Annotated in this window: 12 protein-coding genes; 5 read left to right on the top strand and 7 right to left on the bottom strand. The window is 61.3% G+C overall.

Annotated features, from left to right (window positions below; all coding sequences use genetic code 11):
* Positions 1-118 precede the first annotated feature (118 nt).
* Together moaA and CWS72_RS22360 are read left to right on the top strand one after the other, a co-directional pair.
* Complete coding sequence (gene moaA, locus CWS72_RS22365; RefSeq protein ID WP_101252872.1) at positions 119-1,108, top strand: GTP 3',8-cyclase MoaA; 990 nt, start codon at positions 119-121, stop codon at positions 1,106-1,108.
* Between the two features lie 216 nt (positions 1,109-1,324).
* On the top strand, positions 1,325-2,092 hold the full coding sequence (locus CWS72_RS22360) for an NAD kinase (RefSeq protein WP_101252871.1): 768 nt from the start codon (positions 1,325-1,327) through the stop codon (positions 2,090-2,092).
* Positions 2,093-2,107: 15 nt separating this feature from the next.
* On the opposite strand, the gene CWS72_RS22355 is transcribed toward CWS72_RS22360, so the two are convergent.
* The 6 genes from CWS72_RS22355 to CWS72_RS22330 all read right to left on the bottom strand — a co-directional run bounded on the left by CWS72_RS22355 (position 2,108) and on the right by CWS72_RS22330 (position 10,663).
* Complete coding sequence (locus tag CWS72_RS22355) at positions 2,108-5,089, bottom strand: hybrid sensor histidine kinase/response regulator (protein WP_158240779.1); 2,982 nt, start codon at positions 5,087-5,089, stop codon at positions 2,108-2,110.
* 135 nt (positions 5,090-5,224) lie between these two features.
* Positions 5,225-6,100, bottom strand: a complete 876-nt coding sequence (locus CWS72_RS22350; RefSeq protein ID WP_101252869.1) for a TIGR01459 family HAD-type hydrolase — start codon at positions 6,098-6,100, stop codon at positions 5,225-5,227.
* Positions 6,097-7,158 carry a quinone-dependent dihydroorotate dehydrogenase gene (locus CWS72_RS22345; protein WP_101252868.1) on the bottom strand — a complete coding sequence of 354 codons (1,062 nt, stop codon included), beginning with the start codon at positions 7,156-7,158 and terminating at the stop codon, positions 6,097-6,099. Before CWS72_RS22345 ends, CWS72_RS22350 begins: the two co-directional genes overlap by 4 nt.
* A gap of 4 nt (positions 7,159-7,162) precedes the next feature.
* On the bottom strand, positions 7,163-7,510 hold the full coding sequence (locus tag CWS72_RS22340; protein WP_199175885.1) for a DUF952 domain-containing protein: 348 nt from the start codon (positions 7,508-7,510) through the stop codon (positions 7,163-7,165).
* Between the two features lie 57 nt (positions 7,511-7,567).
* Positions 7,568-8,914, bottom strand: coding sequence for an ABC transporter ATP-binding protein (locus CWS72_RS22335; protein WP_241911856.1), 1,347 nt, complete (start codon positions 8,912-8,914; stop codon positions 7,568-7,570).
* A 12-nt stretch (positions 8,915-8,926) separates the two neighbouring features.
* On the bottom strand, positions 8,927-10,663 hold the full coding sequence (locus tag CWS72_RS22330; RefSeq protein WP_241911855.1) for an ABC transporter permease: 1,737 nt from the start codon (positions 10,661-10,663) through the stop codon (positions 8,927-8,929).
* 385 nt (positions 10,664-11,048) lie between these two features.
* Here CWS72_RS22330 and CWS72_RS22325 point away from each other — a divergent pair, with 385 nt between their 5' ends.
* Together CWS72_RS22325 and CWS72_RS22320 are read left to right on the top strand one after the other, a co-directional pair.
* The gene (locus tag CWS72_RS22325) at positions 11,049-11,681 is read left to right on the top strand and encodes a S24 family peptidase (RefSeq protein ID WP_101252866.1); all 633 of its coding nucleotides are present in this window, start codon (positions 11,049-11,051) and stop codon (positions 11,679-11,681) included.
* A gap of 219 nt (positions 11,682-11,900) precedes the next feature.
* On the top strand, positions 11,901-12,650 hold the full coding sequence (locus tag CWS72_RS22320) for a MipA/OmpV family protein (RefSeq protein WP_158240778.1): 750 nt from the start codon (positions 11,901-11,903) through the stop codon (positions 12,648-12,650).
* 38 nt (positions 12,651-12,688) lie between these two features.
* Here the strand turns inward: CWS72_RS22320 and CWS72_RS22315 are convergent, their stop codons facing one another.
* Positions 12,689-13,675: a LacI family DNA-binding transcriptional regulator gene (locus CWS72_RS22315; protein ID WP_241911854.1), complete on the bottom strand. Its 987-nt coding sequence runs from the start codon at positions 13,673-13,675 to the stop codon at positions 12,689-12,691.
* A 263-nt stretch (positions 13,676-13,938) separates the two neighbouring features.
* Here CWS72_RS22315 and CWS72_RS22310 point away from each other — a divergent pair, with 263 nt between their 5' ends.
* Positions 13,939-15,222 (top strand): MFS transporter, encoded by a 1,284-nt coding sequence (locus tag CWS72_RS22310; protein WP_101252864.1) that lies wholly within the window; start codon positions 13,939-13,941, stop codon positions 15,220-15,222.
* Positions 15,223-15,232: the final 10 nt, after the last annotated feature.

Genomic DNA, 15,232 nt, shown 5'->3' with positions numbered 1-15,232 from the left:
CTATCCATTTGACGCGGTCCTGCGAATGATTTTAAAGAACGGACTTGGACGCGGAGCCGAACCATCGCCATATAAGGCAAGGTTCGGAACCGTTTCAGAAAAAGGCGGAACACCTCTGATGATTGATCCTTTCGGCCGTAAGATCACCTATCTGCGGCTCTCCGTTACCGACCGGTGCGATCTCCGCTGCGTCTATTGCATGGCCGAGGATATGGAATTCCTTCCCAAGGCCGAGGTTTTAAGCCTTGAGGAACTGGAACGGGTGGCGGTCGCCTTCATGCGCCTCGGCGTTCGCAAACTGCGCCTGACCGGCGGAGAACCCCTGGTCAGACGGGGCATCATGGATCTGATCGCGAACCTGGGCGCTCAGGTTGCGGCCGGGCATCTCGATGAATTGACGCTGACCACCAATGGAACGCAGCTTGCAGCCCACGCCGCCGGACTGGCCGCCGCCGGTGTGCGGCGTATCAACGTCTCCCTCGATAGTCTCGATCCGGATATTTTCCGGCAGGTCACCCGCATCGGCGATCTGGGCAAGGTTCTCGCCGGCCTTGAAGCCGCCAAGGCCGCGGGACTGGCGGTCAAGATCAACACGGTGGCCTTGAAGGGCGTCAATGGGGATAAGATCGACGACCTCGTCGCATGGTGCGGAGAACAGGGATTCGACCTGACCCTGATCGAGACGATGCCTTTGGGAGAGATCGGGGGCGACCGCCTCGATCAGTATGTTCCCCTGAATGCCGTGCGGCGTCGTCTTGAGAAACGTTGGACCCTGGAGCCCATTACGTTCTCCAGCGGCGGCCCGGCGCGTTTTGTAAGGGTCGCCGAAACCGGCCGGAAGCTCGGGTTCATTACGCCTTTGACCGAACATTTCTGTGCCAGTTGCAACCGCGTCCGCGTCACCTGCACCGGCACGCTCTTTCCCTGCCTGGGACAGGAAGACGCGCTCGACCTGCGCGCGCCATTGCGGGCGGGCGAATCCGACAGCGGTCTCCAAGAGGCGATCTTGCGGGGGATTTCGCACAAGCCGGAAGGACATGATTTCGTCATCGACCACGATCACAGGCGCCCCGCCCTGGCCCGCTACATGAGCACGACGGGCGGCTGATTTCCGCCTAGGGCCTGGGACGGAATTACCGAACCAGGCCCTCTGGCCCGAGCGGCGCCTCTCGCCCGCCGACAGCGGAGCGGAGGCGTCATATCAAACCCAAGGGTGTGGTGCGATTATTTCGCGCCACACCCTTGGGCCCTTAAATCCCCACCTCACGATGGCGAAGATGCTCCGCTACGCTATACTCGCCCCCTCACCAGCGGAAACATATCGATGAAATTTGCCCGTGTTGCTTTCGTCGCTGCCGAGAATGACGCCGCGCAGCGTGCCTTGGAACATCTGCGCCAACGTTACGGAACGGCGACGCCCGATCAGGCCGACGTCATCGTCGCCCTGGGCGGCGATGGATTCATGCTGGAAACCCTGCATCGCCATATCGACCGTCATGTTCCGATCTACGGGATGAACCGGGGAACCGTTGGCTTCCTGCTCAACGTCTATAGCGACGACAGCCTGCTGGATCGTCTTGAACGGGCCGAAACCGTCCGGCTCTATCCTCTGGTCATGCGGGCCGTCACCGTTGACGGACAGACGCACGAAGCCCTGGCCATCAACGAGGTCTCGCTGCTGCGAGAAACCCGCCAGGCCGCGAAGATCCGGATTCGCATCGACGGCCGGGTTCGCCTCGAGGAACTGATCTGCGACGGCGTCATGGTCGCCACGCCGGCGGGCAGCACGGCCTACAATTTGTCGGCGCATGGACCGATCATCCCGATGGGTGCCGGAGTGCTCGCCCTGACGTCCATCTCGGCTTTTCGCCCCAGACGATGGCGCGGAGCGCTGCTGTCCCACAAAGCCAAGGTGTCGTTCGAGGTTTTGGAAAACGAAAAGCGCCCGATATCCGCCGTTGCCGATTATACCGAGGTCCGCGATGTCGCGCAGGTCGAGGTCTATGAGGACCGAAGTACCAGCCTGGATCTTCTGTTCGATCCCGAACACAATCTGGAAGAGCGGATTCTCGCCGAGCAGTTCATGCCCTGAAACACCGGACAATCACTATTCCCCTCCTTCCCAAACCGCCCCCATCCCATGACGGATTGCCAGATCCGCAGCCAGAGCGCGCGCGCCGACCAGATCTGAGGCCCCGATCAGCTCAACCAAAAGGCTGAGCTGATCAGCAGGCAAATGACCGGCCAAGGCAGCCAGGAGGGACCGGGCGGTCCCCGGATCGGAATTGTCCAGTGCCCGCTTCAACGCATGAAGCAACTCTCCGGTCATCCCCGCCGCCGCCGCCGCTGCTGCCCGGACGACATCCCCAGGAGCCCCCGCCCCGATCGGCGAGACGATTTTGCCGTCGGCGGAGGAAGCCAACGGAGGCGTCCAATTGATCCGCCTGAGCACGGCAATCATCCGATTGACGTCGATCGGTTTGGGGATGAAGTCGTTCATCCCCGCCTGAAGCGCCGCCTCGCGTTCGCTGGACAGCGCCCCCGCGGTCAAGGCGATGACGGGAAGCCCGGCGAGCCCCAGATCCGCCCGGATACGCCGGCACGCTTCATAGCCGTCCATCACCGGCATCTGGATATCCATCAGCACGACATCGACCTTATCCGGCCGTTCCGCGAGATAGGCGAGCGCCACCGCGCCATCCCCGGCGAGAGCCACGGTGGCCCCTTCGACCTCCAGGATACGGCGAGCGACTTCCCGGTTGATCTCGTTGTCGTCGACCACCAGAAGACGCAACCCCGCCAACCGCCGGCCACGCGGAGGCATCTGCTCATCCTGAGCCGCTGCGGCCAGTCCCCCGTCACGCCAGCGAAGCGCGCGTCCGACAGCGTCATAGAGAGATGATCCCGTCACCGGTTTGGTGACAAGGCCGTCCACGCCGCCCTGCTGCGCGGCCAGGGACTCGACCACCTCGGCCCTGGCGAAGGGGGCCACCATGATCAGAATCAACGACCGCCGCGACGGCATATCGATCTGCCTGATGGCGCGCGCCGTGGCCAGGCCGTCAAGGCCGGGCATGGCCCAGTCGATCAGAACGACGTCGCAGAACTTGGTCTCGCCATCGGACGCCCGGAGCCTGGCGACGGCCACCTCGCCGCAGCTTACCGCTTCCGCCGTCCAGTTCAAGGAGCGGGCGGTGGCCTGTAGAATATCCCGGACCATCTTGTTGTCATCGACGATCAGAAGATGCAGCCGGGCCATCATCGGAATCGCCAGGGGTTGATCCGCGGCGATCTCCAAGGGAACCGTGAACCAGAATTCGCTGCCCTGCCCCGGTTGGCTAACCACCCCTATTTTCCCCCCCATGGCGGCGACCAGATGATGGCAGATGGTCAACCCCAACCCGGAACCTCCAAATCTGCGGGTCGTCGAGGAATCGGCCTGAGCGAAGGGTGCGAAAATGGCAGCCTGCTGATCCGGAGGAATCCCCACCCCGGTATCGCTCACCGAAAAACGCAAGGTCACGAGAGAATCGGCCCGGCTCACCAGAGCCACCTGCACGGCCACTTCACCGGCCTGAGTGAATTTGATGGCGTTCGATGCCAGATTGACCAGGACCTGGCGAAGCCGCAAAGCATCGCCGATTACCGCTTGGGCTTCGGCGGGTGGCGGACCGATGATGAGTTCCATGTCGCTGACGGCGACACTGGTCGCCAGGATGGCCGCCAGATCGTCCAGGACGTCGGATAGGCGAAACGGCACATGTTCGATCTCCAACCGCCCGGCCTCGATCTTGGAAAGATCGAGAATGTCGTTGATGGTGCCGAGGAGGGATTTTCCGGAAATGGAGATCTTTCCGACCAGATCCCGTTCGTTGGCCCCCAATTCGGCATTTTCCAACAAATGAGCCAAACCGAGGATGGCGTTCATCGGAGTGCGGATTTCATGACTCATATTGGCCAGAAATCTGGCTTTGGCCTGGTTCGCCGCCTCGGCCTCCTCGACTCTGCGGGCGAGATCGTCGTTCAGCAAGGCGATGCGGCGGCGCGACCGGGCCAGGAAACCGCAGGCCAACCCGGCCAGTCCGGTCAATAGCGCGGTGATCGGGACAAGGACCCCCCAAATGTGACGACGAACCTCGTCGAGCCGCGCCTTCGGCAGATGGGCGACCGCCGTCCATCGCTCACCGCCGGGAGCCGCTTCACGCCGCTCCGCCTTCCGGGAGGGAGCGCGTGCAACCTGAAGCGACGGGAAAACCGTCTGCCAGGTCCACAATCCATCGGACAATTCCATCTGTCCCTCGGCGGCCGAGTGGATCCTTTGCCAAGCCTCGGGATTTTTCCGCGCCATCGTGGCGTCGTCGCGGCCGAACATGAAGCCCCATTCATCCTGGGAATCCTCGGCCTTCAGCCAGAAGCCGTCCTGATTGATCAATCCGAGAGAGCTTTCCGAACGGCTGCCGGCCTCGGAGAAGGCATCCAGAAGATCCCGCCCCAGATAATTGAGGACAACGACGCCATGTCGCCGTCCTGCCGAATCGATGAGCGGCGCGCCCAGCCTCAGCGTCGGCTTGAGAGGCGTCTCGATCTCGCCACGCTCGATATTGAGATCGAAGGACGACAGATAGATCTCCCCCTCTCCCAACCGACTGGCTTCGCTGAAATAGTAACGATCAGCCTTATTCTGGAGCTGGCTGTCCGGAACCGCCCAGGCCCGGCCGTCCGCGTAGTTGACCCGCACCCGCTCCATGCCGGTTTCATCCAGCCAGCGGATCTGGTCGTAAATTCCGGAGGTTTCCGCGAAGGCGATGAAATTGGCGGAAAGAAACGCCAGATTGGCGGGACTGGGCTCGTTGATCGCCTGATGAAGCCGCGGCAAGGCGGCCAGGAAGGCCACATCCGCCGAGACCGCCCGCAGGCTATGGCGCAGGGCATCCGCGCCCCCAGCCACCTCAACGGTTTGCAAGGATTGGCTCTGACTGATTTCACGCCGGGTTTCCGCCCGGCCGTAAAGCGCGCCCCCCATGACGATTAGAATCGCGGAAGGAAGAAACAACGCCAGAAATTGACGCACGCCAGGCGGGAAGATCATTTTCGTCCACCAGGAGGCCGGGCATGGCAGCATGCCGGAGCCTTCAGTCTACGGAAGGATCACCGCCCCCACCATCGGGACAAAGACAGTATTTTAAATATTTCATATGTAATAATGCATACGCCGGGCTCTTCTTTACCAGATAAAGCCCCCGATGACGGCCGTGGGCCGCAAACCTCCGTGCCTGACAATCGCCGCTTCGAGCGCGTCGGCGCCGGGCGTTTGCCCGTAGACGGTCCCGATCTCCTCGGCGTGAATGCCGCCGCTGCAAAACAGACTGCTCAATCCCGCCGCCTGGGCACCAGCCACATCGGTCCGGAAAGCGTCGCCCACCGCCAGCACCCGGGCTCGGTCGGCGATGCCCAGACGCTCCATGCAAACGTCGTAAATCGCAGGATCCGGTTTGCCGCGATACCGGACGTCGCCACCGATGTCTTCGTAATAGGCCGCCAACGCACCAGCGCAGACGAGTGGACGCCCCTCACTGATCACCACGAGATCCGGATTGGCGCAAACCATCGGCAATGCACGCGTCGCAGCCGCCTGCAACAGGGGCGCGGAGTCCTCAACCCGGTCATCGAACCGGAAAGGACCGGTCACCAACAGGAACTCGGCGTGATCCACCTCCTCGACCAGATCGAGGGCGAGCCCCTCGAAGAGATCTTTGTCCCGCTCGGTTCCCACATGGAGACAGCGGCGACCGAGAGCGGCGAACCACGGATCACGACGCGAGTGCAATTCAAGGAAGACCGCCTCTCCCGAAGTGATGATATCGCCGTAGAGGTCACGCTCGATGCCCAGCTCCGTCATCAGATCGATGAGGGATCGGGCGCGGCGCGGCGCATTGGACAGCATGACGGTCCGCTTGCCCCGCCGCTTCAGCTCCGCCAGGGTTTCCCGGGTTCCCGGGTAGCGGGTGAAACCGTCGTGGATGATCCCCCAGAGATCGAGAATGAACCCGTCATAGTGATCGGCGATCTGGCGTAAGCCCGTCAGGATCGGCACGCTCATCCGGCACTCGGATGATCGGCGCCGACGGCATCGGCCAATTTGCGAAAACCATCGCGATGCAACAGTTGAGACAACTCACGGTTGATCCTGGTCACTTGCACGGTACCGTGATAGATAAGTGCCGTATAGATCTGAAGCAGAGATGCCCCGGCGCGGATCTTGGCATAGGCCTCGGCGCCGGTGGTGATGCCACCAACCCCGATCAGCGGCAACCGCCCTCCGGTCAATCGGTACATCTCGCGCAGCATGCGGGTGGATGGCTCGAACAACGGTGGTCCCGACAAGCCGCCCGTCTCGGTCTTGTTTTTCGAAACCAGGCCGTCCGGACGGCCAATGGTGGTGTTGGTGACGATCAACCCGTCGAGCCCGGCCGCCAGCACCACCTCGGCGATGTCGCGCTGGTCGTCCTCCCCGAGATCGGGGGCGATCTTCAGGAGAAGTGGCGGCTGCGAGGGCAGTTCGTGCAGGGCGTGGCGTACCCGCCCGACCAGATCCTCAAGAGCGGACCGGCTCTGCAGGGCCCTCAAGCCCGGCGTATTGGGGGAGGAAACATTGATGACCAGATAGTCGGACAGCGGCCCCAGGATCCGCACACCCTTTTCATAGTCGGCGGCGGCGTCCTCGGTCGTCTTGTTCTTTCCCAGGTTGACCCCGACGATACCGGCGGAACGGCGGCGAGCCAGACGACCGGCAACGCGCTGAGCGCCTTGATTATTGAAACCCATGCGGTTGATCACCGCCTTTTCCCCGACCAGACGAAACAGGCGGGGCTTGGGATTTCCGGGCTGCGGTTGCGGGGTCACGGTACCGACTTCGATGAAGCCGAAGCCTTGCGTCAACAACGCGTCCGGAACCTCGGCGTTCTTGTCGTAACCGGCGGCCAATCCGATGGGATTGGGGAACTCACGCCCCCACAACGATATCTTCAACGCCGGATCGTCGACGGCGGGCTGACGCGGCGCCAATCCCGTCTTCAGAATCGCGATCGAAAGATTATGCGCCGCCTCGGCGGGCAGCAGGCGGATCAGCGGACCGGCAAAGCGGTAATAATCGAACAAAATCTCAATCTTCGAGCAAAGGGAAACGGTGTTCCCCTCGAGCGTCGAGGGGAAGGTCGTGAACCGCCATCACGGCGTCGAGGGGAAGGGCTCCGTAAAGGTGGGGAAACAACTGGCCCCCGCGCGCCTCTTCCCAACGCAGAGCCTCCCCCAGACGGGCGCCGTCGACCACCAGAAGAACCAGACCGTCCTGCCCGGCGCGATGGCGTCGCGCCGATTCCCGGACCTGCGCCCCGGTGGAAAAATGAATGAACCCATCCGCGAGATCCTGTGACGATCCCGGATAGGCCCCGGCGGCCACGGCCGCCTGCCACTCGGCGAGCCGGCACATGTGATAGATGGAAGTGCTCATGCGCCGGACCCTATCCGAAAGAACGGGCCTTGGACAAGCGCGGGATGCACCGCCCCCCTATTCGGCCGCGGCATCCTCACCCGATGACGCCTCGCCGTCCCCCCTCTCCTCCTCGTCCTCCTCCGGCAAGGAGAGAACGCCGGACGTATAGTCATAGTCGAAGATTTCGGCGTAACGCCCCCAGGCGATCACCTGTTCCAGCACCCGTTCGGCTTCATCATCGCTGAGGAAATCCTCCAGTTCCTGAATGAACCGGCCCTCCGGCGCGCGGTGATCGCGCCGCTCGTCCAGAACGTGGCGGATATGGCTGGCCAACGAGATATGAGACATCAATTGCTCGGCGAACAACTCCTTGCGCTCGGTCGTCTCGGCCTCGGCGAAAGTACGCCCCAACGGCAACAGAATGGCATCGCCCTCATCGACGCGGATGAATCCCAGAAGGGCTCCCGCCTCCAGCAGATGGAACAGGGCATCGTCGGGAAGTTGCAGTTCGTCGGCCAAGGCGGGCAAATCGGCCTTGCCGTCGAACTGCGGCTCGATCAGCGTCTCGATCATGCCCTCGATCTTATGCGGCGTGGCCGACGGCAGACGATAGCCGAGGCTCAGGGCCTCTGCTCCGGCGGGCCGTAGCGGCCGCTGGGTCATTATCGCGTAGACCTGATCGACGATCGCCTTGAAAGCGGGAAGATCCTTGTCTCGCGGATGGGCGAGGGGAACCGGCACCTCGGCCTTCACGCGGCCGGGATCGGAAGAGAAGATCAAGACTCGATCCGACATCGCCACCGCCTCTTCGATGTTGTGCGACACGAAAAGGATACCCTTCGTCGGAATCTTGCGTTCCTGCCAAAGCTCCAGCAAATCGGCGCTCAGGGTTTCTGCCGTCAGCACGTCGAGAGCGGAAAAAGGTTCATCCATCAACAGAACGTCCGGGCGCATCACCAGCGCCCGGGCGAACCCGACCCGCTGGCGCATGCCTCCGGAAAGCTCGCGCGGATAGGCCGATTCGAAACCGCCGAGACCGATCACGTCGATGGCCTCCAGCGCCCGTTCCTCGCGCTCCGCGGCGGGCACGGCCAAAGCTTCCAACCCCAATTCGACGTTCTGCTGAACCGTAAGCCAGGGAAACAGGGCGAAGGACTGGAACACCATCGAGACCCCATGCACGGGCCCGCTGATGCTTTTGCCTCGATAAAGCACCTTGCCGCCGTTGGCGTCGATCAGCCCGGCGATGATCCGCAGCAACGTGGACTTTCCCGACCCGGATTTGCCCAGCAGAGCGACGATCTCGCCCTGCTTCAACTGGAAGTTCACATCCTCCAGCACCACCCGATCGGAATGATCGGGGGCCCGGAAAAATTTGCGCACGCCTTCGAGATCGATCAGCAGTTCATTGTCATCGGTCACGGGCAAATCCTCTCAATCGATTCTCAGGCGCTCTTCGGCCAGACGATACATGCGACGCCATATCTGGCGGTTGAACAGCATCACGTAGCAGCACATCACCGCCACCCCGAGAGCGATGCGGGGAAAATCCCCCTTCTGCGTATTGTCCGCGATATAGGATCCGATACCCGTGGCCATCAGGGTTGTATCCCCCCAACTGACCATTTCCGACACGATGCTGGCGTTCCATGACCCCCCCGAAGCGGTGATGGCGCCGGTGACGAAGGACGGGAAGATACCGGGCAGGATCAGACGCTTCCAACGCAGCCACCCCTTCAATCCGAAATTATCGGCCACCGAACGGAAGTCGCTCGGCATCGACATGGCTCCGGAAATCACGTTGAACAAGATGTACCACTGGGTGCCCAGGATCATGAGGGGGCTGGTCCAGATTTCGACGCTGGCGTTGAAATGCAAGATCAGAATGACGGCCACCGGGAACATCAGATTGGCTGGGAACGCCGCCATGAACTGCGCGATCGGCTGCACCGCCTGGGCCAGCTTGGGACGAAAGCCGATCCAGACGCCGATCGGCACCCAGATCAGCGCGGCAATGGCGATCAGCACGATCACCCTGACCGCCGTCGCCAAGCCGAGAACGAAGACATGGAGCACCTCGTCCAGGCCGACCTCGGCCTGGACATATTCGCCGATCCGATAGACGGCGTAAGCGGCGATTCCCAACAAAAACAACGTCCACACGCGATCGAACCACGGCAGACGGAAATTCAATCTGTCCGTGGCCGCCAATCCATCGAAACGCTTGCGGAATACCGGAAGGGACCATTCCCACAGCAGCACCGGCACCGCGCTGAAGACCCGAAGCAGACGCGTCCTCTGCAGCGTGTCAAGCAACCAGGAGGTGGGAACTTCCTCGCCGGGCAGGGATTCGAACTTGAACTTGTCGGCCCAGGCGACCAGCGGACGAAAAAACAACTGATCGTAAATAATGATACCGATCAGCATGGTGAGAATCGCCCAACCGATCGCCGGCAGATTCCGCTCACTGATCGCCATGGCGATGTAGGAGCCGATGCCGGGCAGCGTGATGGTCTGGCCGTTGACCGTGATCGCCTCGGAGGCGACGACGAAAAACCATCCCCCCGAAACCGACATCATCATGTTCCAGATCAGTCCGGGAGCCGCGAAGGGCAATTCCAACTGCCAGAACCGCTGCCACACCGACAGATGGAACATGTCGGCGACCTCATGCAGGTCGTGGGGGACGGTCCGCAGCGACGCATAGAAGCTGAAGGTCATGTTCCAGGCCTGGGAGGTGAAGATGGCGAAAATAGACGCGCATTCCACCCCCAGCAGATTGCCGGGAAAAAGAGCGATGAACCCGGTCACCGTGATCGACAGAAAACCGAGAATCGGGATCGACTGCAGCACGTCGAGGACGGGAATCAGGATCTTTTCGGCATAGCGGCTTTTCGCCGCCAGGGTCGCATAGACCAGGGTGAAAACCAAAGACACCAGAAGCCCGGCCGCCATCCGCAGGAACGACCGCAACAGATAATAGGGCAGCGCCTCGGGATCGAGAGTGATCGACAAGGGATCGCCGATATTGTAAGGCGTGGCCATCTGGGCGCCACCGAAGGCGAGAACCCAGAGGATGGCCAACACCAACGGCAAGACGGCCAGATCCCAAACATTGGGCCGAAGGGCGGGACCAAAGCTGACGGCGGCCGGAATGATCGTTCTCGGCAATAGCTCCTCCCGTCACGTTGACTGCCAATGCGCCGGATGACGGCGCGAATCGGCTCCTCAATACGCTGTAACAGACGGTTTAGCAATCGGCGCCGAAATGGAGATTTTATGACAAGCGGCGTCCCCCCATGCCCCCAGGCCAATCAGGCCTTCGATAACAATCGAAGTAAGACCCTATTCCCTTCCGCCGCTTATCGCCGTACAGTAGATAGACCTCGAACCGCGCAGCTCGAGAGTCATTTTTTTCTCTGATTAAGAATCTTTCTTTTCCGCTTGGTTAGAACCTGTTTTATAAAAAATGCTCCATCAACCAAAAGGTTCATATCATGCGCGCAAGCATGTCCCCGGCGCCGTTCGATCCCTCTCTTTTTGAGATCGTGTTCCCATGTTGACGCATGCAGATATTTGGGCGGCCATCGATCGCCTGGCCCAGGAAAACCGGATGACGGCATCTGGACTGGCTCGACGGGCCGGATTGGATCCGACGACATTCAATCGCAGCAAGCGCATCACGAAAGAAGGCAAGGCCCGCTGGCCGAGTACCGAGAGCATCGCAAAGATTCTCGAAGCCACCGGGGCGAGCTTCGCTCATTTCGTCGGTCTGGTCCGCCCCGACCAAACCTTGCCCCCCCATCAGACGGTACCCCTGACCAATCTGCATGACATCGATATGGACCGGCGTTTCAACGCTTCGGGCTTTCCGATCGGCAGCGATTGGGACGAAATCGCCCTGCCTCAGATCGCCGACCCTCATGCCTTCGCCTTGGAGATCACCGACAATCAGATGGCGCCGATCTATCAGGACGGCGACATTCTGATCGTCTCGCCATCCATGGCGCCGCGCCGGGGAGACCGCGTCCTGGTCCGCACGACCAAGGGGGAAATTTTTGTTCGCCGTCTCATCCGACATACCGCCAAACGGATCGAACTACAGCCACTGGCAGCCAATGACGTGGAACTCAGCCTGCCGGTCGACGAAGTGGTATCCTTGGCACGTATCGTCTGGGCGAGCCAATAATCCCTTCCCAGCATCAAACCAATAGCCTGTCTCGTTAATAAAACTTAACGCAGACATGCCACAACCGCAGCCCTCGAAGGCTCGCATCGCGAGACTCTCGTGCTAAGCTGCCGCGTCCCTATCATCGGAGTCATTGAAGTGCAATCTCCCTTTCCTTGTTTCCATCGCCATATGCTCATCCCAGTGCTCTCCCTTGGTCTATGCATCGGTGCAGCTTCGGTGAAGGCTGAGGAAACCCTCGATCAGCAACTTGAGCAGCCAACCGATGCGGATCATCCATCAAGCGGCCCGTGGAATGTCACATTGGGTCTCGGCGCTGGTTACGCACCTCGTTTCGAAGGTGCCAAACGCTATCACTTCACCCCGATTCCCTATGGTTCGGTTTCCTACTCGGGACTAGGCTCCATTGGGCCGGAGGGGCTTGGCGCCAACATCGTAAAATCCGGGGGTTTCCGGGCTGGTCTGCTTGTCGGATACACCAGTGGGCGAGATGAAAATGACGACCCCCACCTCCAGGGGCTGGGCAACATCTCGGGGTCATTGCAGATGGGCGGGTATGCTGCCTACCAATGGCAAGGCTTCGAAGTCCGCACCAAAGTCCTGCAAGCCGTCACCCATAGCGGCAACGGTCTGGTGGGCTCGGTGGGCGTCACTTACGCCCTGCATCCGGCTACCGATTGGATGGTCAAGGTGGGCCCGCAATTGTCTTTCGCCGATTCCGACCACATGAAGCGGTATTTCGGTGTCACCGGGACCCAATCCCGTAACTCCGGCTTGTCCACCTACACCGCGAACGGAGGCCTCAACGATATCTCCGTCGGAGCCAACGCCACCTATCAGATCAGCCCCCATTGGCTGCTGTTCGGCATCGCCAAAGTCTCGGAACTCGTCGGCGACGCCGCCGACAGCCCGATCGTCCAGGACAAGGGACAGGTATTCACGGGCGCCGGCCTCGCTTATCATTTCTGATAAGTCTCCACGACCGGGCGCCCTGCGCCCGGTCGTCTTTATTCAAAGTCGGATGACACATCCGACTGGAAGGCGTGAGGCAGAATCCGCTCGCCGGATGCCTCTCCCCGCCAGATTTCCCCGAGAAGATCGACGATATGCCTGCCGAATTCGTGGTACGGCACCCTGACGGAGGTCAGCCATGGCGCCAGCCATGAACTGAGGGTGCTGCCGTCGATGCTGACCATGACGCAATCGTCCGGCACCCGGAGACCCCGCTCGAAAAAAAGACGGTGGGCTCCATAGGCGATCTGATCGCTGAGACACATCACGCCCTGCGGCAGCGACGCCCTGTCCAGAAGACTGCGGGCCGCCTCGTAACCGACGTCGAGATGGGACAATCCCGGAGCCTCGGCCTTCGAACACCGCCCGCCAAGTTCCAACAGACGCATGGAGAAGCCGGCCAGACGATCCTCTATGGTGGATGACGATTGGGCGGGAAAGAGCACGGCCGGCTCGCGACAGCCCCGCGACCACAGATAATCCGCGGCGTCGGCCCCCGCCCCGACATTATCAATACCGACGAAGGCCCCGGACGCATAAGGATTGCGGCGACAGGCGAAGACGGCCGGCTCGCCGCGCGCGACGAACTCGGCGAGGCCGGGACTTTTCACGTTGGTCACCAGGATATAGCCCTGCACCGCCTGCGAACGCATGGCTTTCAGATATTCGTCCTGCAACTCCGGCCGGTCATGGGTGTCGCAGAGGATCATCACATAGCCGGCGGCGCGCAATGCCGCTTCCGCCGAAGAGGCGACCGTGGCCATCACCGGATTATTGAGATTGGCCGTCAACATGGCCACCACCCTGCTTTCGCCGCGCTTCAGCGCCCGGCCAAGCTGGTTGGGGCGATAGCCCAGGGTTTCGATCGCCCCGCGCACGCGTTCGATCGTTTCCCGCGAGGCGCGATGGGTTTGTCCGTTGACGATGCGCGAGACGGTCGAAATCGACACCTCGGCCGCCGCAGCGACGGTAGCCAACGACACCGGGACGCTCCCGCTCTTTCGCCTGACACCTGTCATCAGCCCGTCAACTTTCATCCATGTCGTTACAGGGCGTCATGCGCCTTATCACCGATTATTGAATAAACCGCGATACCGGCAAGACGCCAGGACTGGATGGCGACTTTCCCGATATCGGCCCATTGACAGCTTTGGCAAACGTTTGCCAAGATACTTTCCGAAGCGTCAGGCCCCGATAGCCGACTATCGACCAGCGGCTGTCGACACAACGACAAGACGAGGAAACGATGAAAATTTCAGGACTCCGGTGGTGGATCATCGGGCTCATTTGCCTTGGCACCATCATCAACTATCTGGCCCGCAACTCCCTGGGCGTCATGGCGCCGACCCTGAAAACCGAGCTCAATTTCTCGACGCAGGAATATTCCTATGTGGTTGGGGCCTTTCAGCTGGCCTACACGGTTATGCAGCCGGTTTGCGGCTACATCCTCGATTTTCTGGGATTGAAGGCCGGATTCGCCTTGTTCGCCGTGTTCTGGTCAATCGCCAGTTGCTTCCATGGTTTCGCCACCGGATGGATGTCGCTGGCCTTTTTCCGAGGCCTCCTGGGAATCAGCGAAGCGGCGGCCATCCCCGCCGGCATCAAGGCCGTGGCGGAATGGTTTCCGAACAAGGAACGGTCGGTGGCGGTCGGCTATTTCAACGCCGGCACCTCCCTGGGAGCCATGCTGGCCCCGCCCCTGGTGATCTTCGTCCAGCTCCAATACAACTGGAAGGCCGCATTCCTCGTGACCGGCGCGCTGGGTTTCCTGTTCGCCGCCTTGTGGTGGCTGTTTTATCGTTCGCCGAAAGATCATCCGGCGCTGACCGACGGCGAGCGGGATTACATCGTCAACGGCCAGACCCCGCCGGTCTTGATGGCGGACGGCAGCCGGCCGAAGCCGAAGATCGGCGAAATCCTCTCCACCAAACGGTTCTGGGGCATCGCCCTGCCGCGCTTCCTGGCCGAGCCGGCCTGGCAGACCTTCAGCTTTTGGATTCCCCTTTATCTGACCACGGAAAGGGGCATGAACATCAAGGAAATCGCCATGTTCGCCTGGTTGCCGTTCCTGGCCGCCGACATGGGCGGGATTTTAGGCGGTTATCTGTCCCCCTTCTTCATGAAGCACTTCAAACTGAATCTGGTCCGCTCGCGCCTCGCCGGCATCGTTTTCGGGGCGATCTGCATGATCGGCCCGGGCTGTATCGGCCTGGTCTCCGACGCCTACACCGCCATCGCGCTGTTTTGCGTGGGCGGCTTCGCCCATCAGATCATCTCGGCATTGATCAACACCTTAAGCGCGGACGTCTTCCCCGGTCACGAAGTGGCGACGGCCAACGGCCTGACCGGCATGGCCTCGTGGATCGGCGGATTGAGCTTTTCACTGGTCGTCGGGGCGCTCGCCAACACCATCGGCTACAATCCGCTGTTCGTCTGCCTGACGGTGTTCGATCTGCTGGGGGCCTGCATTGCCATCACGCTGCTCGGCAATCTCGTCGTCGAAGATACCGCCGTGGCCGAGAAGGCCTGAAAACCGACGC

It is taken from the genome of Telmatospirillum siberiense, assembly GCF_002845745.1.
GTDB classification, from domain to species: Bacteria; Pseudomonadota; Alphaproteobacteria; order Rhodospirillales; family Magnetospirillaceae; genus Telmatospirillum; species Telmatospirillum siberiense.
Note: the sequence above shows the minus strand (reverse complement) of the source record. Positions and strands in the feature narration are given on the sequence as shown.

Bases quoted from the DNA above. Each gene is read 5' to 3' on its own strand.
- moaA (WP_101252872.1), top strand. From the start codon at position 119: ATGATTGATCCTTTCGGCCGTAAGATCACCTATCTGCGGCTCTCCGTT.
- CWS72_RS22360 (WP_101252871.1), top strand. From the start codon at position 1,325: ATGAAATTTGCCCGTGTTGCTTTCGTCGCTGCCGAGAATGACGCCGCG.
- CWS72_RS22355 (WP_158240779.1), bottom strand. From the start codon at position 5,089: ATGATCTTCCCGCCTGGCGTGCGTCAATTTCTGGCGTTGTTTCTTCCT.
- CWS72_RS22350 (WP_101252869.1), bottom strand. From the start codon at position 6,100: ATGAGCGTGCCGATCCTGACGGGCTTACGCCAGATCGCCGATCACTAT.
- CWS72_RS22340 (WP_199175885.1), bottom strand. From the start codon at position 7,510: ATGAGCACTTCCATCTATCACATGTGCCGGCTCGCCGAGTGGCAGGCG.
- CWS72_RS22325 (WP_101252866.1), top strand. From the start codon at position 11,049: ATGTTGACGCATGCAGATATTTGGGCGGCCATCGATCGCCTGGCCCAG.
- CWS72_RS22310 (WP_101252864.1), top strand. From the start codon at position 13,939: ATGAAAATTTCAGGACTCCGGTGGTGGATCATCGGGCTCATTTGCCTT.